Annotated in this window: 28 protein-coding genes, 3 tRNA genes and 1 pseudogene; 9 read left to right on the forward strand and 23 right to left on the reverse strand. The window is 59.9% G+C overall.

The annotated features are described in order from the left end of the window. Positions 1-66: 66 nt before the first annotated feature. Positions 67-921: a bifunctional methylenetetrahydrofolate dehydrogenase/methenyltetrahydrofolate cyclohydrolase FolD gene (folD, locus tag ACY8GK_RS02815; RefSeq protein WP_462402228.1), complete on the reverse strand. Its 855-nt coding sequence runs from the start codon at positions 919-921 to the stop codon at positions 67-69. A 289-nt stretch (positions 922-1,210) separates the two neighbouring features. Between folD and ACY8GK_RS02820 the strand changes: the two genes are divergently transcribed. The 3 genes from ACY8GK_RS02820 to ACY8GK_RS02830 all read left to right on the forward strand — a co-directional run bounded on the left by ACY8GK_RS02820 (position 1,211) and on the right by ACY8GK_RS02830 (position 1,545). After that, a tRNA-Arg gene (locus ACY8GK_RS02820) sits at positions 1,211-1,287 on the forward strand. Positions 1,288-1,328: 41 nt separating this feature from the next. Next, positions 1,329-1,404: transfer RNA gene (locus ACY8GK_RS02825), tRNA-His, on the forward strand. Between the two features lie 56 nt (positions 1,405-1,460). Next, positions 1,461-1,545 (forward strand) — tRNA-Leu (locus ACY8GK_RS02830). 9 nt (positions 1,546-1,554) lie between these two features. Here ACY8GK_RS02830 and ACY8GK_RS02835 read toward each other — a convergent pair. From ACY8GK_RS02835 to ACY8GK_RS02865, 7 genes and pseudogenes are all read right to left on the reverse strand, one after another. Then, entirely contained in the window at positions 1,555-2,646 is a 1,092-nt protein-coding gene (locus tag ACY8GK_RS02835) for a tyrosine-type recombinase/integrase (RefSeq protein ID WP_462402229.1), read from the reverse strand. Beyond that, positions 2,538-2,855, reverse strand: coding sequence for a helix-turn-helix domain-containing protein (locus ACY8GK_RS02840; protein ID WP_084859346.1), 318 nt, complete (start codon positions 2,853-2,855; stop codon positions 2,538-2,540). The genes ACY8GK_RS02835 and ACY8GK_RS02840 overlap by 109 nt, the downstream gene beginning before the upstream one ends. Positions 2,856-2,891: 36 nt before the next feature. Next, positions 2,892-3,272 carry a hypothetical protein gene (locus tag ACY8GK_RS02845; protein WP_230376040.1) on the reverse strand — a complete coding sequence of 127 codons (381 nt, stop codon included), beginning with the start codon at positions 3,270-3,272 and terminating at the stop codon, positions 2,892-2,894. Positions 3,273-3,419: 147 nt separating this feature from the next. After that, entirely contained in the window at positions 3,420-3,674 is a 255-nt protein-coding gene (locus ACY8GK_RS02850) for a hypothetical protein (RefSeq protein ID WP_462402230.1), read from the reverse strand. Further along, positions 3,671-3,936: pseudogene (locus ACY8GK_RS02855) on the reverse strand (hypothetical protein). Before ACY8GK_RS02855 ends, ACY8GK_RS02850 begins: the two are co-directional and overlap by 4 nt. Beyond that, positions 3,933-5,375 carry a Lar family restriction alleviation protein gene (locus ACY8GK_RS02860; protein ID WP_462402231.1) on the reverse strand — a complete coding sequence of 481 codons (1,443 nt, stop codon included), beginning with the start codon at positions 5,373-5,375 and terminating at the stop codon, positions 3,933-3,935. The pseudogene ACY8GK_RS02855 and the gene ACY8GK_RS02860 overlap by 4 nt, the downstream one beginning before the upstream one ends. Positions 5,376-5,670: 295 nt before the next feature. Continuing rightward, the gene (locus ACY8GK_RS02865) at positions 5,671-6,267 is read right to left on the reverse strand and encodes a hypothetical protein (RefSeq protein ID WP_462402232.1); all 597 of its coding nucleotides are present in this window, start codon (positions 6,265-6,267) and stop codon (positions 5,671-5,673) included. Between the two features lie 111 nt (positions 6,268-6,378). Between ACY8GK_RS02865 and ACY8GK_RS02870 the strand changes: the two genes are divergently transcribed. After that, the gene (locus ACY8GK_RS02870) at positions 6,379-6,651 is read left to right on the forward strand and encodes a hypothetical protein (protein WP_462402233.1); all 273 of its coding nucleotides are present in this window, start codon (positions 6,379-6,381) and stop codon (positions 6,649-6,651) included. A 2-nt stretch (positions 6,652-6,653) separates the two neighbouring features. On the opposite strand, the gene ACY8GK_RS02875 is transcribed toward ACY8GK_RS02870, so the two are convergent. The 12 genes from ACY8GK_RS02875 to ACY8GK_RS02930 form a co-directional block, all read right to left on the reverse strand. Next, on the reverse strand, positions 6,654-6,944 hold the full coding sequence (locus tag ACY8GK_RS02875; protein ID WP_462402234.1) for a hypothetical protein: 291 nt from the start codon (positions 6,942-6,944) through the stop codon (positions 6,654-6,656). A gap of 74 nt (positions 6,945-7,018) precedes the next feature. Continuing rightward, complete coding sequence (locus tag ACY8GK_RS02880) at positions 7,019-7,435, reverse strand: DUF7740 domain-containing protein (RefSeq protein WP_462402235.1); 417 nt, start codon at positions 7,433-7,435, stop codon at positions 7,019-7,021. Positions 7,436-7,507: 72 nt separating this feature from the next. After that, positions 7,508-7,969, reverse strand: coding sequence for a hypothetical protein (locus ACY8GK_RS02885; protein WP_462402236.1), 462 nt, complete (start codon positions 7,967-7,969; stop codon positions 7,508-7,510). Next, positions 7,966-8,196 carry a hypothetical protein gene (locus ACY8GK_RS02890; RefSeq protein WP_462402237.1) on the reverse strand — a complete coding sequence of 77 codons (231 nt, stop codon included), beginning with the start codon at positions 8,194-8,196 and terminating at the stop codon, positions 7,966-7,968. Before ACY8GK_RS02890 ends, ACY8GK_RS02885 begins: the two co-directional genes overlap by 4 nt. Next, complete coding sequence (gene recT / locus ACY8GK_RS02895) at positions 8,193-9,026, reverse strand: recombination protein RecT (RefSeq protein ID WP_462402238.1); 834 nt, start codon at positions 9,024-9,026, stop codon at positions 8,193-8,195. The genes ACY8GK_RS02890 and recT overlap by 4 nt, the downstream gene beginning before the upstream one ends. Further along, entirely contained in the window at positions 9,023-9,835 is an 813-nt protein-coding gene (locus tag ACY8GK_RS02900; RefSeq protein WP_462402239.1) for a PD-(D/E)XK nuclease-like domain-containing protein, read from the reverse strand. The genes recT and ACY8GK_RS02900 overlap by 4 nt, the downstream gene beginning before the upstream one ends. Before the next feature lie 149 nt (positions 9,836-9,984). Beyond that, on the reverse strand, positions 9,985-10,227 hold the full coding sequence (locus ACY8GK_RS02905; RefSeq protein WP_462402240.1) for a hypothetical protein: 243 nt from the start codon (positions 10,225-10,227) through the stop codon (positions 9,985-9,987). Then, positions 10,224-10,394, reverse strand: a complete 171-nt coding sequence (locus tag ACY8GK_RS02910) for a hypothetical protein (protein WP_462402241.1) — start codon at positions 10,392-10,394, stop codon at positions 10,224-10,226. Before ACY8GK_RS02910 ends, ACY8GK_RS02905 begins: the two co-directional genes overlap by 4 nt. Then, positions 10,391-10,603: a hypothetical protein gene (locus tag ACY8GK_RS02915; protein ID WP_462402242.1), complete on the reverse strand. Its 213-nt coding sequence runs from the start codon at positions 10,601-10,603 to the stop codon at positions 10,391-10,393. Before ACY8GK_RS02915 ends, ACY8GK_RS02910 begins: the two co-directional genes overlap by 4 nt. Further along, entirely contained in the window at positions 10,600-11,007 is a 408-nt protein-coding gene (locus tag ACY8GK_RS02920) for a hypothetical protein (protein WP_462402243.1), read from the reverse strand. Before ACY8GK_RS02920 ends, ACY8GK_RS02915 begins: the two co-directional genes overlap by 4 nt. Positions 11,008-11,030: 23 nt before the next feature. Beyond that, on the reverse strand, positions 11,031-11,324 hold the full coding sequence (locus tag ACY8GK_RS02925; RefSeq protein WP_462402244.1) for a hypothetical protein: 294 nt from the start codon (positions 11,322-11,324) through the stop codon (positions 11,031-11,033). A gap of 304 nt (positions 11,325-11,628) precedes the next feature. Further along, a complete protein-coding gene (locus ACY8GK_RS02930; protein ID WP_144938433.1) occupies positions 11,629-11,808 on the reverse strand; it encodes a hypothetical protein in 180 nt (59 codons plus the stop codon). 396 nt (positions 11,809-12,204) lie between these two features. Here ACY8GK_RS02930 and ACY8GK_RS02935 point away from each other — a divergent pair, with 396 nt between their 5' ends. Further along, the gene (locus tag ACY8GK_RS02935) at positions 12,205-12,522 is read left to right on the forward strand and encodes a DUF1654 domain-containing protein (protein ID WP_462402245.1); all 318 of its coding nucleotides are present in this window, start codon (positions 12,205-12,207) and stop codon (positions 12,520-12,522) included. A gap of 47 nt (positions 12,523-12,569) precedes the next feature. Here ACY8GK_RS02935 and ACY8GK_RS02940 read toward each other — a convergent pair whose 3' ends face one another. Both ACY8GK_RS02940 and ACY8GK_RS02945 read right to left on the reverse strand, forming a co-directional pair. Then, positions 12,570-12,950 carry a hypothetical protein gene (locus ACY8GK_RS02940; RefSeq protein WP_462402246.1) on the reverse strand — a complete coding sequence of 127 codons (381 nt, stop codon included), beginning with the start codon at positions 12,948-12,950 and terminating at the stop codon, positions 12,570-12,572. Between the two features lie 37 nt (positions 12,951-12,987). Continuing rightward, positions 12,988-13,869 carry a LexA family transcriptional regulator gene (locus ACY8GK_RS02945; RefSeq protein ID WP_462402247.1) on the reverse strand — a complete coding sequence of 294 codons (882 nt, stop codon included), beginning with the start codon at positions 13,867-13,869 and terminating at the stop codon, positions 12,988-12,990. Between the two features lie 105 nt (positions 13,870-13,974). Between ACY8GK_RS02945 and ACY8GK_RS02950 the strand changes: the two genes are divergently transcribed. The 3 genes from ACY8GK_RS02950 to ACY8GK_RS02960 are packed head-to-tail and all read left to right on the forward strand — an operon-like array spanning position 13,975 to position 14,680. Continuing rightward, the gene (locus ACY8GK_RS02950) at positions 13,975-14,190 is read left to right on the forward strand and encodes a Cro/CI family transcriptional regulator (RefSeq protein WP_462402248.1); all 216 of its coding nucleotides are present in this window, start codon (positions 13,975-13,977) and stop codon (positions 14,188-14,190) included. 31 nt (positions 14,191-14,221) lie between these two features. After that, positions 14,222-14,434, forward strand: coding sequence for a hypothetical protein (locus tag ACY8GK_RS02955; protein WP_462402249.1), 213 nt, complete (start codon positions 14,222-14,224; stop codon positions 14,432-14,434). 18 nt (positions 14,435-14,452) lie between these two features. Beyond that, on the forward strand, positions 14,453-14,680 hold the full coding sequence (locus ACY8GK_RS02960) for a hypothetical protein (RefSeq protein ID WP_462402250.1): 228 nt from the start codon (positions 14,453-14,455) through the stop codon (positions 14,678-14,680). Positions 14,681-14,978: 298 nt separating this feature from the next. Here ACY8GK_RS02960 and ACY8GK_RS02965 read toward each other — a convergent pair whose 3' ends face one another. Next, positions 14,979-15,527, reverse strand: a complete 549-nt coding sequence (locus ACY8GK_RS02965; protein ID WP_462402251.1) for a hypothetical protein — start codon at positions 15,525-15,527, stop codon at positions 14,979-14,981. Between the two features lie 29 nt (positions 15,528-15,556). Between ACY8GK_RS02965 and ACY8GK_RS02970 the strand changes: the two genes are divergently transcribed. After that, entirely contained in the window at positions 15,557-16,339 is a 783-nt protein-coding gene (locus ACY8GK_RS02970) for a KilA-N domain-containing protein (protein ID WP_462402252.1), read from the forward strand. Positions 16,340-16,341: the final 2 nt, after the last annotated feature.

Here is a 16,341-nt window from a genome sequence, read left to right on the forward strand (position 1 = left end):
ATAGCAAGACGGCACCTCATGGGTGCCGTCTTGTGCAGCGTCAGCGATGGGCCATGCCTTGGCGGATCACTTGTGCAGCTCTTCTGCCGCGTACAAGGTGTTTTCCAGAAGGCAGGCGCGGGTCATCGGGCCGACCCCACCAGGCACCGGAGTGATCCAGCCGGCACGGGGCAGGGCAGTGTCGTAGACCACATCGCCGACCAGGCGACCATCCGCCTGGCGATTGATGCCTACATCGATGACGATGGCACCTTCCTTGATCCATTCGCCCTTGACCAGGCCCGGCTTGCCGGCAGCCACCACGACCAGGTCGGCCCGACCGACATGCGCGGCCAGGTCCTTGGTGAAACGGTGGGCGACCGTCACGGTGCAGCCGGCCAGCAGCAGCTCCATGGCCATCGGACGGCCGACGATGTTGGAAGCGCCGACCACTACCGCATCCATGCCGTACAGATCCTGTCCGGTACTCTGCAGCAAAGTCATGATGCCCTTAGGCGTGCACGGACGCAGCAGGGGAATGCGCTGGGCCAGGCGACCGACATTATAGGGATGAAAACCATCGACATCCTTGTCCGGACGGATACGCTCGAGCAGCAGCGAAGCATCCAAGTGCGCCGGCAGCGGCAATTGCAGAAGGATGCCATCGACCGCCGGGTCTTCGTTGAGACGATCGATCAGCTCGGTCAGGGCCTGCTGCGTGGTATCGCTGGGCAGGTCGTAGGCCTGCGAGATGAAGCCGACTTCCTCACAGTCCTTGCGCTTGTGCGAAACATAGACTTGGGAAGCAGGGTCGGTGCCGACCAGGATCACCGCCAGGCCGGGCGTGCGCAGGCCCTGCTGGCGCCGCTCCTCGACACGTTGGGCGATCTGCTGGCGCAGGCTGGCGGCGATCGCCTTGCCATCGATAAGGTGTGCAGTCATAGACGCGTGATTAACCATCGAGAAAGGAAACATTAAGAGCGCGCATTCTCGCACGACATGGCCCCAGGGCAAAGGCAGGCGGGCGGGCAAATCCCCTAAGCCCTTCAATAAACTAAATTTTTTTGAAAAAAGTGTTGACGAACTGCCGGCTCGTCTATAACATTCGTCGCACTTGTCGGGCAGAGCCTAGCACTGGTTAGCAAGGTCAGGCAGAATAAGCGGATTTGTTGGCTTGTTCAGTACGGACTGAAAGTTGATTTGCAATCTTTACGGAAAGCAGATTGAATATGCGCCCGTAGCTCAGCTGGATAGAGCATCCGCCTTCTAAGCGGATGGTCGCAGGTTCGAGTCCTGCCGGGTGCGCCATGAGGCAGCTTTGGCACAAGTGAACGCAGTACCGCAATATGGTGGGCGTAGCTCAGTTGGTAGAGCGCTGGATTGTGATTCCAGTTGTCGTGGGTTCGATTCCCATCGTCCACCCCATATTCGAAGAAGGCGCCTGATTGTATAATCTGGCGCCTTTGCTTTAAGTGGTTCATGCGGACGTGGTGAAATTGGTAGACACACTGGATTTAGGTTCCAGCGGCGCAAGCTGTAAGAGTTCGAGTCTCTTCGTCCGCACCATATTATAAATCAAGGGGTTACGAGCTTTAGAGCTGCCTCCCCTCGACCCGCTGGATTATCAGTGTAGCGAGATTGTGACATTGGCTTGTCGAGCACACTGACCGCATCTCGCACCCTGGCCGGTGCGAGGTGCGCATACTTTTCGGTCATCTGAACCGTCGAGTGCCCCAGCAGATCCCTCACTTCTATTAAAGGCACGCCAGCGCTCACCAACCACGCCGCGCATGTGTGCCTCAGGTCGTGAATGCGGAAGTCCTTGATCTTCGCCTTCTCGCAGGCCTTCTCGAATCCATCCGACAGATCGATCACCTTCTCGCCGCTCTTGCGCGCGAAGACCCATGGCGAGTCCGGCGCATGCTGTGCGCGAAACGCCATCCTGCCTTTCAGCGCTGACAACGCTCCCTCATTTAGCGGAATGCTCCGCCTCTTCTTTGCCTTCGTGTGCTGCCCCTCCAGGTAGACCAGCCGGCTCACCAGGTCAACGCGGCGCCATTCCAGGCCGATCATTTCCTCCTTCCTGCATCCTGTATTCACTGCCAGCCTGATGAAGTCCTCGAGCATGTCGCCGTGGCGCTGCGTGCGCGCCGATCGACACAGCGATTCCACCTCAGCCCGGGTGATCCATCGCACCCTGCTTTCCGCCTCTCGCAGCGTTCGACCTTTCACCGGGTTGGGCAGCTTCCATTCCAGCTCGACCGAACACCAGTTGATCGCCGCCGACAGCGCAGCCAGCTCCCGGTTGATCGTCGCTGCTGACTTGCCGGCCTTCGTCCTGATGCCGGTGTACTCGCGAATGTCCTTTCCCGCCAGGTCGTTCATGACCCGGCCGGAGAAGTACTCGCGCAGCGCCTTCACTCGATGCTGCGTGGTATCGAAACTGCGCTGGGTCTGCGCGGCGTGGCCTAGGTACTCGATCATCACCTCTTCGAAGGTGCGCTGCCGATCGAATCCCATTTCCTTTTCGCGCCACGCCTGGCTGCGCTGCTCCTGCTCTAGGGCCTTGGCTGCTGCGTAGTCCTCGGTGCCAGCAGAGCGTCTAACATACGTTCCGTCTGACGCGGTGTAGCTGATCCACCACGTCCTTCCTCTTTTGTACGGCATATCCTCTCCTCGGATACGACGCCCGCGGCGGCGAGCGTATCAGGGATGCCCGCTTCGATCATCTGGACGAGCTTCTGGTAGTGAACGCGCAGCGGACCGAAGCCGCGCACGCAAGGTATGGTCCCGGCCTTCGCCAGGCGGTAGGCCGTTGACCGGCCTATGCCCAGCATCTCGGCGGCCTGGGTGACCGATATCAGTCGCAGGCTCATGGAGTCTCCGCGCCGTCGGCGGCGGCAGGTTGGTGATCAGGCCTTGGCCGGGAACCACTCGTTGTCGTATTCGAACTGGGTCACCAGCTCGACGGCGATGTGGGGGATCTCGCGCTCGAATCGGAGCGTCCCGTAATGGCGTGTGATGAAGGTCTGCGCCTCTTCGACGAAGTGCTCCTTGAAGACGCGAACCAGGTGGTCGGCTGCCTTCTCGAAGTCCTCCTCGCGGTAGTTGCCTTCGGCAAGGCCGCCGCGGCATACCCTCCACACGCAGCGCTTGGGCTGGGCCTCGGCCGCCTGGATCTTCAGGGCCATCTGGTCGCGGGCATAGCGCAATTGATCCAGGGTCAGGGTTTCCACCCATTGGTCGGTGCCGACGCGCATGGTGTGGCCGTGCTCGCATTTGATTTCGGGCATAAGGAATCCTCGCCCGCGCATGTCGGCGGGCTTGAGTCGTGGTTGAGTTACAGCAGGATCAGCGCTTAGGCGGATGAACCGGGCACGGCCAGCGCAGTGAGCCGTCGCCGGATGGGCAGGTGCAGGTCTTCACTTCGATCAGGTCGGTCATGGCTGATAACCTCGAAACGCCCGGTAGCCAGCAGCGATGGTGTCTCCGAACAGCATCCAGATCAGGAAGGCTATGCCCAGCGGCAGCCATGCCCAGCCAGGCAGGTATTGCAGCAGGAGCACCAAAGGAATAGCGATGGCGATCGCGCCCAGGCAGAAGACGATCATGAACAGGTGCAGGCCAATATCCCGCTTCCCGGTGCGCTTCATCGCCGACAGGGAAGCGCGCAGACGCTCTTTGATTTCGCTCACAGGCGGTACCTCTCATCAATCTGCCGCCCAGGCGCCAGTGCGGGTGTAGGTTCGGGTTCTTGTTCGTGCGGGGAGAGCTGGCGCTCGGTGCCGGCCTGCAGCTGGCTGTCGGGGATGCAGCTGATGCCGCCGGCGCCCCCATCTGGTAAAGCCAGCAACTGGCTCCACGCTCATCGTCATGGAAGACACCAACTCCATATGGCAAAGGCTCTGCGCTGGCACCGGTGGCCAGCAGCAGGAGGCAGAGGGCGAGGCGGGTCATGGCTTGCGCTCCAGGGCGGCGCGGGCTTCTAAGAGTTCGTCACCAGCATCGCTGATTTCCCAAAGCGCTGGGCTGCGTTGAACTCGGTTAAGAAGCCCAAGTTTCACCAAGACGTCGAGCCATTCCCGGCCAATATCTGTGCCTTGACTGTCCTCGAAGCATTCCTGTGTGCGGCGCAGTTTGCTCAGCACCTTTTTCGCAAAAGGTGGAAGCTCGTCCCGCTCAACCGGCGCGCTCGCATCAGCTAGACCCTTGGCGTAGCCACTTTCTTCGGCGCGCCGCAACTCAAGCCTGTGCCCGTTTGCTTGGCGATGCATCTGCCGGTGCAGCTCTGAATCCTCATTGGCGAACTCGCGCACCCGCGCCTCCATGGAGCGGTATTCGGCAGCGTCTATCAGGCATGCGGGTCTCTGAATTTCATGGGTGCCGAAGTGAATGGAAGCCGCTTCGGCATTCGTGAAGTGCTCGTCGCAGTGGAAGCACGTCCAGCCTTTGCACTTCGGCGTGCTCGGCTCTGCGCTGGCGGCAACGCACAGCCCGAGCAGCCAATCGATCCATTCCTTGCGCTGGGCATAGCAGGGTTCGTCATCACCCGGCACCTGCACTGCATGAGCGGGACCGTAGTTGATCGAGCGAACAGCGCTGACCAGCTCGTCCAGCTGGGCGCGAAGGGCGTCAATAGTCCGCATGTCCGCGCATTGCTGTTTCAGTGCCTCGGCTAGATCGACAGTCAGCTCCTTTGCATTTGCGCGCAGCCGCTCAACCTCGCCCGCATTCGCGTCCTGGGCTGGCTCTGCGCTGGCTGATAGGGCGTTTTCTATTTCGTTGATCTGGTGCTTTGTTCCGCCAAGAGCATCGTCCAGGTAACCGCACCACCGCTCGGATTTCGCTGCATGGAAATCCAATAGTCTAGAATTTATCGAGTAGAACATGCTCAATGCTGAGCCCAGCAGCGCATCCCGCTCGGCCAGCTTGTCATTGGCATCGCGCAGTTGCGCAAGCAGCTTGACGACTTGATCAGCAGCGGTCTCTGCCAGAGCCTTGGCCTGGGCCACCTCGGCAGGGTCGGCGTGGGTGTAGAGGGGTTCGATGCGCAGACTTGCATCCCCTTCCGCCCAGCCTGGATATTCCGGCCCTACACATACATTGCGCCTCCCGATCACGCGCCACGCCACCGGTTCGCCCCGGTGCTGCTCGGCTCTCGCGTTCCACAGCTCGACCGCCTTATCGCGGCCTGGCTGCTCCTCACCTTCATCTTGCGCCACTCCCACCGGGCCACGGGCCAGGCAGGCCTCATGTGGTCCGGTCAGTCCTTGGCAGATCACCACTGAGGCGTCGCTGTCGAGGCGCTCGATTAGAAAGTCCTGCTGGCCGCAGAACGGGCAAGGCAGCAGCTCGCTGACCATCTCTGTGTTGCTGGATCGGTTTTCTGTGGGCATGGGATACCTCGCCGGGGTGGCGTTATCGTTGAATAGGGAAAGGCGCTGGTGGGCGCGAGCCCTGGAAAAACCCCAAGTGGAAGTGGTTCACCTAGACCCTGATGATTGAAGCGACATACAGGGACACAGCTTCTTGGAGATCCACCGAATGAGCAAAATCGCCATAATCAACAGCGTTGTAGAGCTGCTGCTGAACATCATTCAGCTGTGCCAGTGGGTCTGGCCGATCATCGTTGAGGCGAAGCGTGTTGCTGGCTGTTGATGGGGGAAGGCGCTGGAGGGCAGCGCCGGAGGGTCAGGCCGTAACGCGCTCGCCGATGACCTTTGTGCTGAAGGTGATCTCGTAGTTGAGGGTCAGCTCGAATTGGCCATCGCACACGTCGCAGGCCATCGTTTTGTCGCCGTAATCCTCGGTTTCGATGTGAATGACTGAGGCGCAATGCGGACACTTGCATTCGTCCTGATACTCGAAGTCCGAGTCGTCGTACTCCGCTTCAGCAAACTTGGCCAGGGCCTCTGCCTTGGCAGCAGCGTCCAGACGCTCCTGGCAAGGCTTGCAGTTGAACCCGTCGCGGGTGCCCCATGGGGTGTCCGTCAACTGGGAGCGGTGAGTTCCGCAGCAGCTGCATACGTTGTGCGCGTCGCAGACGATGTAGCTCCACTTGCCTGCTTCGCCGTTGCACTTATTGCAACCTGAGACCCAATACCAGGCGCCGTCGATGCGTTCGGCATACAAACCCTTCTCTGGCGGCTCAAGCTTCACCTCGGGCAGGCCGTTACGATGCGGACGGTCATGATCCTTGCCATTCCAGATATTCGTGTGGCCGGAGCGGGTGCGCTCGGTCCATTCGCCCGGGATCTCGGCGATGAGGATCTTGGTGTTCTTGTCCATGGCTTTCTCCATGCATGCGCCGCCCTCCGTGGCCGGATGCGGCATGGTGGCAATTTGGTTTTGGATGGGGTATTACGGGTGACCGGCATGGGGCCGGATCAAGGAGTTTCTATGTCGCTGATCGTTGATCGACCGTGGCCTGTTGATTATGAATACCGGGGTGTCTCATCCAAGATCGGTTTCGTTTGGGGTCGGCCTGAAAACCCAATTCCAAGAGGATTGCGGGTTAGCGTTCAGCATCCTGATGGCGTAGTGATGACGTCTCGCGAGGAGTCGGAATTTTCCAGCTTAGAAGAGGCCGTACAGCGAGGGCAGCAGATGGCGAAGGTTCAGATTGATCTCCTGCTGAAGGACAGCAAATTTTCCGATAACCCTGACCAGTAGCATCAGCGCCGACAGAGCAGCAACAGGCCTTTTTCGTCTTCTTTCGGGTCGTCGCCCAGCAGCAGGTCGGTCGCCCGCAGCTCGCGGCCAATGCGGAATTGCTCGAGCTTGCGCGCCACGTTTGGCGATACCGTGATTTCGTGGCGCGGCGGAGTCAGGAAGCGGCGAGACCCTTCCGGGCCAAGGGCGTGCAGGTGGTGCAGAAACAGCGTGATCGCCTCGGCCTGCTCAGTTATGCCGTGCCACTCCATCAGCTCGGCTAGCACGGTGCGCGTTGCTGGCTTGGTCCACATGCGAAGCTCCGTTTCACCACCATCCCGACGCTTCTTCGCGGTCTTCTCCGATCTTTCTTGAGTGCTGGCCGCCATCACGCCGCCTGCTGCGCTGCTTGGAACGCCTCGGGCTCGTGCTCCTGAATGGCCAGCCTGACAATCTGATGCGGCGCCTTGGACATGGCGCACATGGTGATGATCTTCTGCAGGCCCTTGTGCTTCACACGCATGCCGACCTTGGCCAGGATCTCGCGCAGCTTGGCGGGAGAGGGATGCAGCTCGGCAGCCAGGCCGATGATCAACAGCGCATCAGTACCGGTCAGCGGCCGCTTCTCGGCACGCCACCAGCGATGCGGCGTACCAACCGGACCGCGCTCGCGGGCTGCCTTGCCCTGTGATTCGAGTTTGACCAGGTCAGCGCGTACTGCCTGGATGGTCATGCCGGTGGCTTCGGCCAGTTCCTGGGCCGTCATGCCGGTCGGCCTGGTGAGGAAACGCCAGAGTGGAGTCATGCTGGATACCGCTCGGTGGGAGGTTGTGTTGTTCGGCCCGGCGACGCGCGCGGACCTTCATGCTGATTCGCTTCATGCTGCTTTCTTGTCGGGCCAGGCGCCCATGGCCTTGAAGATGCGATTTGCCTGGGCCTCTTCCAGTGACACCTGGTCAGGAATGGCGATCCACCCTGAGCCGATAACGTGATTGGGGTTGGCCTGGGCGACCAGCTCCGCGTGCGCCGCCTCGATCGTGCTGTCGAGCTTCGCCACCAGGTGCATGCCGATTGTCGTGAACTCGGTCGACTTGCTGTACTGCTGGCCGTCCGGCATCTGGCAGAACACGCTGATGTAGATCGTCCAGTGGTGGGCGACGTCGCATAGGGCATTGGCTACCGGGACGCTGCGGATCTGCGTGCAGTGCTTCCAGTTGATCATGATCTGCTGGTCGCGCGGCTCGACGTTGGCGACGGCGGCGTGGTTGGTCTTTAGCAGGGCCCGGCAAGCGCGGTCCATGCGCGCCTTGAGGTTGTGAGGCTTGCGGACCTTGCTCATAGCTCGTCCGCCATCCGCCGCAGCATGGCGCGCTCCATCAGCGTGGGCTTCTTGCGCTTGCGCTTGAGCACCGTCTCGGGGTCGATCTTGTCAGAGCGCTCGGGCGGGAAGCCATCGCCTGCCGGCGGCAGGATCTGGATGCGCTTGCCCTGGGCAAAGAAGGCGTGCTTGGCCGCCTCGATCTCGGCCTGGCGGGCGATGCCGGCGAGGATGTAGTTGTCGATCATTGCTCGCCATCCCCGACGACCTCGAAGTCGCCATCAAGCACGTATTCGTTACCCTGCGGCAGGCCGGCTTCGGCGCTCTCATCAAGCGTCACGGCGCGCTGAATCTCCACGGAAACAGGCAGGTACTTGAACAGTCGGCGGATGACCGTCTTCTTGGCCATTTCCTCCCAGTGCGTCTTCCAAGGTCCGCTATCCTTGGATTTGCTCTGAGCCTGAACAGCGCCGATCTGCTGGCGGCTCATGACCTCGAACTGAACGCCGCCATCGCGCAGCCTGGCCACCGCATAGACGTGGGTGATTTCGCCTTCGCCTGCCTCGTCGGACGGCACATGCGTGATGTCTTCTTCGAGGCCGAACTTGTAGCTGAACTCGTCGCCGAGCCTGACAGCGCGGGCTGAAATGCTGATGATTTGCCCGGACCGGCGTGCCAGGTCGATCATTCCGCGATAGCCGATGATTAGCTGGGCATCGGTGCGCACAGTGATCCACTGGCCGTTCTGCTTTTCCCTCTTGTCAAACGGGAGGATGTAGGCATGGCCGAGCGAGTTACCCGGCTCCAGTCCCAGCTGGGCGCATTGGATGACGGCGCCCAAGAAGCTGTTGCGCTCGCATTTCAGCAACTGCGGCGTCTTACGGACCTCGGTAGTCACAATGCGCGCCATGCGCTCTGGCGTCATGTGACGTGGCAGGGCGGCAGCCAGCTGGCTTTTCATCGCCTTGCTGGCCAGGAAAGATGCCAGCTCGCCAGCCGGGCTCTTCTTGCTCACCTGCTGGGTTTTCTCCATGTCCGCCTGAGAGAATGGCGCGACGTTTTCCTGTGCGTTGCTCATATGCGCTCCTTGGCCCAGTAGGGCAGGGAAATGGTTTCGAAGGCTGACCACTCACCGCTGCGCAGGCAGCCGGCATAGGTAGAAAGGTCTCGCTGGTAGGTGGTGCGGCCGACAGCCTTGCCCTCGGCGTCGAGGATGAACAGGCGAACCGGATATTTGCCGCACTCGATGCTGGTGCTGACCACCAGGAACACGAAGCCTTGCAGGTCCTCGCCAAAGTGATTGGCGTAGCCGTCGCTGTAGAAGGAGTCCTGGACGTGGTACCGGTACTCGTAGAAGGAGCGCTCGAACTTGTTGATGTCGGCGGTCGTCTTCACGTCCATCAGCCAGCCGTACTGCGGGATGGCCTTGTCGGGACGGCAGCGGCAAAGCACGTCGTTGATCGGATCATTCCAGTAGATACTGGCCTCGACGTCCCCAGACGCTTCCAGCAGCCACCTTGCGTGAGGGTGAGCCATAACGCTTTCGCGGATCAGGGAAAGCTTGCGTCCATCCTCGGCAGTCAGGACGGTCTGTCCGGACAAACTTTCCTCAAACTCTGCCCACTTCTGCTTGCCTGCGTTCGTGTTCCGCGGTGCGTTGGCCGGGCCCACCGCGTATTCAGCGGCGTATCTGTGAGGCTCCAGCAGCAAGGCATGCGTGGCATCGCCCAAGTCCAGGGCCTTTTTCTTCTCAGGATCTTCCGGCGCCGCCTTGCTCCACTGGAACAATGCCGGGGCCTTGGCGATCAGGTCGAGCTGCGACTTGGACACGCCTTCGCCGCCGTGGTAGGCCTCATTGCTGAGGTCACGGTAGTAGCCGGATTGCATGGTTTCTCCTGCGCCAGACTGGCGCTGATGTGTTGGTTACTGGGTAATGCAGTCGGCGAGGGCGCCGGCCATCATGAAGACGGTGCAGGCGAAGATCATGGGGAATGCTCCCCGCCATAGGGCGAAGCGGCGGGCGCGCTGGTAGCGAGTCATGGCGAGCACATCCCTAAGCTGCTGTAGCAGTAGAATCGACGATCTGTGCCGTCGTCGTAGTTGACCTCGCCGCGAGCGCCGCAACCACAGGCGGCCATTTCCGGATCTTCTTCCGGATCAGAGTCTTCGCGCTGGCAGTTCTGGCCGCCGCAATGCGGGCACTCGGTATGGGTGAGGTTGCTGACCGGGCCCATCCAGCGGATGCCGTATTGCCCGCAGTTGTCGCAGATCATGGTCATGGCGCAGGCCTCACTGCGATCTGTCCGGCCTTAAGCGCCGCGGCAATCTTGGGGTTGAGCTTCTGGACTGGAAACTCGCGGGGCAAGCCGACGCTGAGCACGGCCAGGCTGCGCTCGATCTCCTCGAGCTGTTCATCGATCAGGGATTTCACTGGTGCTGTGCTCACGCTGCACTCCTCAACTCAACAATGCGGGTGCCGGACTTTATTGCGAGGTTGTCCCGGTACCGCTCGGCTTCTTGGTGGCTGATCTGGCTCAGAAAGGCCGCCATTTCGATCATGCCTTCGATGAACGTCCGGTCCTGAGCCGGCTGGATCGAGCGGGCCATCTTGGAGATCTCCAGCTCGATGTACGCAGGGGCGAGGCGGCTGGTCATACGTCCTCCGCATCGGCCAGCACGCCCTCGGCCGCGAATGGCTCGAGCAGCTCGCGAGCAATCTCGCGCAGCTTCTCGTCGCCCAGGATGTTCGCTGCGGTGGTCTTGCAGTCGCTGGATACGCCGCTGCGGGCCGCCAGGAACAGGTCGCCCAGGGCGTGAGCGCTGAGCCCGGCGGTGCCGATCAGCAGCTCGGACAGGTGCTGGTCCACTGCCTCGGCGAACTGCTTGTAGGTCACGCCGCGCTTGAGGAAGCGGCGCTGGAAGGTCGCGTCCTGGCGGTCCAGCAGGGTCTCGATCGCGTTGTCGACCCAGGCGCGCTGGGCCACTTCCTCAGCGGTCTCGCTCACCTGAGGCGGCAGGCGGTTGTCGAACTCAAACTGTGCTGCTTGTAGTGCTTGCATGATCGCCTCCAGGTGGCGGTGGGTTAAGCGGTAACCGCGCTGATAGCGGCTTCGTTTTCGGAGAGCAGCTTCTCGAAGGTCTGCTGCATGCTCGGGCATTGCTTGAACTTCGAGCAGGCAATGCCTTCGCAGGAAGGACCGCGGCTCATACCGTTCACGTTTTTCTCCACCGGGCATTCGCGAGACTTCATCCAGAAGTCACAATTGCCGCACCGCGGCCTGGCCCTGGCCTGGATTCGAGATCGCTCGCTTTTCAGATAAGCCAGGTGACTTGCTTTTCCCAGAGCGTCGATCAGCTTTTCGAACTGCTCGTGCATGGTGAGCTCCGTTGATTTGGCCAACCGCATTGGTCAGGCGTCAGGGCGGGTGACCAAACCCCCGCGCAGCCGAGAGCGCGGGCCTGGCGCCTGCCTAATGCGGTCGTATGTGAAGGGAAGGGGATGCGGGATGCATCGGTCTTCATCCTCAGAGGGAAACCCCTCAGCCTGCCGTATTCGATGCCCCGTGACGGGCTGGCAGGTAACCGGTGTTCACGCTCCGGCGAGGATGCAGGCCGATGAACCCTGCGATGGGGAGCAGGGCATCGGGCAGTTAACGTCAGGCTGACGTGGCGCTGGTTGTTCAGGCGGCGCGAACTTTGCTGGCTCGCGCTCTGAGCGGTTTGCCGTCGACGTCAACGACCAGGTACTCGCCCATTCCACGGCCGTGGCCCAGGTTTTCGGTACGCAGGTATTTGCCGGCCTTCTCGGTGCCGCGTGGGTTGGTAAGGATTACGTCCTGGCCTTTGGTAAATCCGCTCATGGTGAGCTCCTTTCTGCTGGGTTGATTTCCCGTCTGGCCCTGTCGCCAAGGCCAGCCAGTGAAATCGTTCTCTCAGGCCCCGGTCGCTCACCCGGTATCGCGCTTCCTGCATCTGTCGAGGCATGCGCGCCGCTTGGATGCCGCTCTATTGCGGCACACCTGATCGCACCAGAGCCCTGCGGGGATGGTGGCCTGCTATGCCTGCAGGCTCGGCGGTCTTGGTTGTTAAAGAGCGGGTGAGGCTTGAGGGCCTCCCGAGGGGCTGTGTAGCGCCTCGATGGATGTAGTTAACCATCGGTATAGATTTGTCGTCAATACCGATGGTTAATTTATTTTTCGAGGGCGTGCGCTATGATCCGAACTACTGGATGTATGTACAGTCGCTAAGGAGGTGTCATGGCTAAGCAAAAAAAGACAGCATCAACGCAGCAGAGCCAAGGAATGACCGCGTTAGAGCGGCTAGGCTTGAGGGTGTCCAGCATGATCAATCATCCAAAAGCGCAGGAGCAGCGCTGGGTGGTGATTAATCGACTGGACACAGATGGAGATGCAGAGTGGGAGGAGATTATGAGACTCCTAGGCGAGACTGACGGCCTGGAGATCGCACACCTTGAAGAGGGCGGGGTAAAAATCGAGTGGGAAATGCAGGTCGATGAGGACTGCGTGGCCCCGGTTGAGGAGCTTGAGGCTTTGGAGGAGGAGCCTTCGTTCTGAAACGAAAGAGCCCGCTCAGCGCGGGCTCAAATCATAACCAGTTGAGACTAGCGACATCCATTCAGGGCAAATTGCATGATTTGCCCCTGATTGGACGCATGATCCTGCGGCTTGAGATAAACCTTTTGGCCCGCGACCGCGATGGAGTAATCAAGAGCGAGGGCCCGATCATTTGCTCCCGAGATGTAGATGGAAGCAGATCCCGTATCCGAAAACGGTGAGTCGGTCTTGACGACGATAGAGTCAATTTTTGCGGATCGACAATCTTGGCTGGCGCCCGCTAGGCCGTCGACGATCTCCGCACCGAGCTGTCTGGCCAGGTTTTCACTTGTCCTGACGAGCTGTTGATGCGCCTCCCATATGATCGCGAGATAGCCTGCGCCGGCGAGCACGACGAGCACAAAGGCAAGCTTCTTGATGAATGACAAAAGATCCCTCTCAGCAGTGATATAAGTCCCGGCCCGGCTACGCCTTCTTCGCGTTCCAGATGAGCAAAACCTTGGCATGGATTGTAACGTCGTCAATCCTTGCCTGCTGATCCTTGTGCTTCTCGTTGTCGGAGATTAGCCAGAAATGTTCCTCGTCAAAGAACTGCAGGCGCTTGATGTAGAGATGGCCGTGCCAGGTGAGGACATAGATCCCGTCGCCAACGAACTCATTCACGCCTCGATCAACGATGAGCGGGTCTTTGTCGTTGATCGTGCCCTCCATGCTCTGGCCCCAGCCGAAGATCATGGCCAGCGCTGACTGGGAAGTATAGGTGACGCCCTTCTCCTGGAGCGCTGACTCCTTGACGATCACGTTCCGCATTACCTCGGTGTAGTCCGGAGGGACCTGCCCGTGCCCCATGGAGGCGCGGATATCGTACTGGGGGATGAATATCTCGTCTTTCTTCACTCTCAGCCCTGAGAAATCGGCCGAGACGACATTGCTCCGGCGCTCTTCCTCCAGCGAGTCGGCTACGGCCGCCGCAATCTTCTGCTGGGCATCCTCGTCCAGCTTCTTGCCGGCGTGCTGCTTCAGCATCTCCATCACTTTTTCGGCAGCGCCTTTCTTGTTAGCCGGATCGCCACTGGGTAGCGATCTAAGGGACCGGATCTCGTCTGCCAGGCGTGGGCTGAACTTTTCCACCGGAACGCCTAAGAGCCTGGCCAGCACAGCGGCAAACTTTGCATTCAGCGGGTTCAGTCCTTTGAAGTACATATTCACCGCAGCCGGGGTCATGCCGGCCTCATCAGCGATCTTCTTCTGGCTGAGCTTCAGCTCGTTCTTGCGCGCAAGGAAAAGTGCGTGCGCCGCCTCGCATTCAGCCAGGCGGTCTGGAGGGAGAATTCGTTTCTTGGTCATGGCGCGAACATATACCAACGGTTAAAGAAAGGGCAGAAACCATCGGTATGGACAAATAATCAACCGATGGTTAATATCTGACTCATGAACAACCGAGGCCTGACCATGAACGCGACCCTCCTCGAAGAAAACGCGACCCCCCTTGAAGAATTCGTTGCCGAAAAAGGGCAGTCCGAAGCCGCCAGGCTTCTTCGTGTGACGGCCCCTGCAATTCACAAAGCGCTGACGGCCAAGCGCGACATACGTGTCTCTGAACTGCCTGACGGCAGCTTCGTGGCGCTCGAGCAGCGCCCGTTCCCATCTCAGAAGTCCGCTGCCTAACCCACCAACCCCAGCAAGGAGCAGTACCCGTATGGCCTATGACAACCCCGCCCACAAGCGCAGCGAAGTAGTGAAGTCCCGCTACAAGCCTGAAGACCTGCGGATGCTGCGCATGGAGGCCCGCGCGGCTGGGATGCAGCTGGCGACCTACGTTCACGAGCTGTCGATGATCGCCAGGCGCCTCGGTGCCGCCCAGCTCATCCGGGAAATGCACGGCATCGGCGAGCAGGATAAATCAGCTTAAAGCCCCTATGGAGGGCCTATGCCTGACACGACCTTCAACTCGATGGAGAAGGGGGCTCAGGAGGAGGTTCGGCAGCTTAGCGCCGAGCTTGGATGGAGCCTCGAATACACCGCCAACCACTACCTAGAGATAGGTCGCTCCCTGGCGGTACAGGCCCAGTTGAAGCAGATGCGGCATACAGCCCCGCTGCTATCGCTGGCGGATCACAAAAAGGGCCTCGAAAGGGCCTCAAAAGAGCAGGAGTAGGACATGAACAATCAAGCAGCACAGAACGAACTCAAGCTGATCTTTGCGCGAGCTTGCGCAGAGAGCCTGCACACAGCCATTGGGCACGTGCTTTCTACGCATGAGAAAGACCGCCCAAAGGTAATCGAGGCGGTTGCGACACTGCATTCTTCATGCTGCATGAAGATGATGAGCGCCTTCAGTCCACCTGAAGTGCCACGTCTGGAGTTCCCGCCAGAGATGACGCTTCAGGAGAGCGCTGACTGGCTGTCCTCACAGGCGTCAAGCGCTCGCGCTATCGCTGAGAAATTCGGCCACCTCAATAAGGCAGGTCGGCCTTCAGCTCCAGATCAGCCTTCACCTCTTCCGGAACACCGCCACTGCTCAGAACAGCATCGATCTGATCCTGGCTCAACCGCATCCGGCGGATATCAGGACGAAGGGCGACAAGCAAGTCCTCTATCCCCATCCCACGAAAATTGATGAGCGGCTGGTTTCGGCTGTTGGCGAGGTGAACATGCAGCGGCTCAAAACCGTCAGCGTTCTCCCACGGAAAGTAGAGATCCTCAAGTTTTTGCATGTTCAGGCAGTGGACCAGATACCTCGGGTATGCGTGATAGACCGCATCTTCACGACTTCCGAAAAAGCGATTCTCGCTTATCTGCTTAGCAACCCCCTCTGCCTCTTTGACGCATACAGCCCAAAGATATTCAGCGCTTGGCTTGTAACGCATATGTCCGGCCTCCGATGGCCTTTTCGTGTGGAAGCAAAAAGCTACCACGGATGCGCCGGACACCCAATGCAGTACGCAGTACCAAATCGCAGGCACAAAAAAACCACCGGGCAAGGGTGGCTTTTTCAACTGCATTCGTAACGCTTGTGCGAGGCACATCATATATGCACCAGAGCATCCAAAGCAATACGGCGCACCCCGCGCCACAAAATGCGAACCACGATTTCGTGGCGCGCGATAAGGCTATCGCTATCTGCGGCGTCAAGATCCGCCAGGATAGCGAGGGCCGCTACTCCCTCAATGACCTTGAGAAAGCCGCGAAGGCTGACGGGGTTGCGAAGGACATCAGGCCGAACGAATGGCTCAGCCTTCAAGCAACCAAGGAAATTGAGGGTTTTCTAATTACGGAAAATCCGGGTTTTAAACCTGTCGAGTCGAAAGCAGGTCGATACGGCGGCACCTATGCCAGTCGCGATCTCATCTACAGCTATGCCATGTGGATCAGTCCTGCATTCCACCTGCACGTAATCCGTACCTTCGATGCCGTGGTGATCGGCCACATCCAATTGGTGGAGGGACGCCAGGCCCGTGAGCGTGCACGTCTTGAGGCTCCAGCCCTGACCGATGCCATCAAGCATGGTCGCCTCTCCATCGGCAAAGAAGTGAAGCACTACCACTTCAGCAACGAGTTCGACCTGATCAACCGAATCGCCTTGGGCATGCCTTCCAAGGCCTACCGTGCAGCGCACTGCATCAGTCCTTCCGACTCCATCCGCGACCACCTGACTCCGTGCGAAATCCGCTGCATTGAGCACCTGCAGCGTGTCAACGCCTCGCTGATCGACGTCGGCATGCCTTTCGAGGCGCGCAAGGAGAAGCTGAGCCAGATCTATATCCAGCGGCACAGCCGAGCTCTTCTCTCCGAAATCAAGCGACTGGAGTTCTGATC

The sequence above is a fragment of the Pseudomonas sp. Marseille-QA0332 genome (assembly GCF_054950175.1).

Excerpts from the sequence above, each read along its gene's own strand:
- folD (WP_462402228.1), bottom strand. The coding sequence starts at position 921 with ATGACTGCACACCTTATCGATGGCAAGGCGATCGCCGCCAGCCTGCGC.
- ACY8GK_RS02835 (WP_462402229.1), bottom strand. The coding sequence starts at position 2,646 with ATGCCGTACAAAAGAGGAAGGACGTGGTGGATCAGCTACACCGCGTCA.
- ACY8GK_RS02840 (WP_084859346.1), bottom strand. The coding sequence starts at position 2,855 with ATGAGCCTGCGACTGATATCGGTCACCCAGGCCGCCGAGATGCTGGGC.
- ACY8GK_RS02845 (WP_230376040.1), bottom strand. The coding sequence starts at position 3,272 with ATGCCCGAAATCAAATGCGAGCACGGCCACACCATGCGCGTCGGCACC.
- ACY8GK_RS02860 (WP_462402231.1), bottom strand. The coding sequence starts at position 5,375 with ATGCCCACAGAAAACCGATCCAGCAACACAGAGATGGTCAGCGAGCTG.
- ACY8GK_RS02865 (WP_462402232.1), bottom strand. The coding sequence starts at position 6,267 with ATGGACAAGAACACCAAGATCCTCATCGCCGAGATCCCGGGCGAATGG.
- ACY8GK_RS02870 (WP_462402233.1), top strand. The coding sequence starts at position 6,379 with ATGTCGCTGATCGTTGATCGACCGTGGCCTGTTGATTATGAATACCGG.
- ACY8GK_RS02875 (WP_462402234.1), bottom strand. The coding sequence starts at position 6,944 with ATGTGGACCAAGCCAGCAACGCGCACCGTGCTAGCCGAGCTGATGGAG.
- ACY8GK_RS02880 (WP_462402235.1), bottom strand. The coding sequence starts at position 7,435 with ATGACTCCACTCTGGCGTTTCCTCACCAGGCCGACCGGCATGACGGCC.
- ACY8GK_RS02885 (WP_462402236.1), bottom strand. The coding sequence starts at position 7,969 with ATGAGCAAGGTCCGCAAGCCTCACAACCTCAAGGCGCGCATGGACCGC.
- ACY8GK_RS02890 (WP_462402237.1), bottom strand. The coding sequence starts at position 8,196 with ATGATCGACAACTACATCCTCGCCGGCATCGCCCGCCAGGCCGAGATC.
- recT (WP_462402238.1), bottom strand. The coding sequence starts at position 9,026 with ATGAGCAACGCACAGGAAAACGTCGCGCCATTCTCTCAGGCGGACATG.
- ACY8GK_RS02900 (WP_462402239.1), bottom strand. The coding sequence starts at position 9,835 with ATGCAATCCGGCTACTACCGTGACCTCAGCAATGAGGCCTACCACGGC.
- ACY8GK_RS02905 (WP_462402240.1), bottom strand. The coding sequence starts at position 10,227 with ATGACCATGATCTGCGACAACTGCGGGCAATACGGCATCCGCTGGATG.
- ACY8GK_RS02915 (WP_462402242.1), bottom strand. The coding sequence starts at position 10,603 with ATGACCAGCCGCCTCGCCCCTGCGTACATCGAGCTGGAGATCTCCAAG.
- ACY8GK_RS02920 (WP_462402243.1), bottom strand. The coding sequence starts at position 11,007 with ATGCAAGCACTACAAGCAGCACAGTTTGAGTTCGACAACCGCCTGCCG.
- ACY8GK_RS02925 (WP_462402244.1), bottom strand. The coding sequence starts at position 11,324 with ATGCACGAGCAGTTCGAAAAGCTGATCGACGCTCTGGGAAAAGCAAGT.
- ACY8GK_RS02930 (WP_144938433.1), bottom strand. The coding sequence starts at position 11,808 with ATGAGCGGATTTACCAAAGGCCAGGACGTAATCCTTACCAACCCACGC.
- ACY8GK_RS02935 (WP_462402245.1), top strand. The coding sequence starts at position 12,205 with ATGGCTAAGCAAAAAAAGACAGCATCAACGCAGCAGAGCCAAGGAATG.
- ACY8GK_RS02945 (WP_462402247.1), bottom strand. The coding sequence starts at position 13,869 with ATGACCAAGAAACGAATTCTCCCTCCAGACCGCCTGGCTGAATGCGAG.
- ACY8GK_RS02950 (WP_462402248.1), top strand. The coding sequence starts at position 13,975 with ATGAACGCGACCCTCCTCGAAGAAAACGCGACCCCCCTTGAAGAATTC.
- ACY8GK_RS02955 (WP_462402249.1), top strand. The coding sequence starts at position 14,222 with ATGGCCTATGACAACCCCGCCCACAAGCGCAGCGAAGTAGTGAAGTCC.
- ACY8GK_RS02960 (WP_462402250.1), top strand. The coding sequence starts at position 14,453 with ATGCCTGACACGACCTTCAACTCGATGGAGAAGGGGGCTCAGGAGGAG.
- ACY8GK_RS02965 (WP_462402251.1), bottom strand. The coding sequence starts at position 15,527 with ATGCAGTTGAAAAAGCCACCCTTGCCCGGTGGTTTTTTTGTGCCTGCG.
- ACY8GK_RS02970 (WP_462402252.1), top strand. The coding sequence starts at position 15,557 with ATGCACCAGAGCATCCAAAGCAATACGGCGCACCCCGCGCCACAAAAT.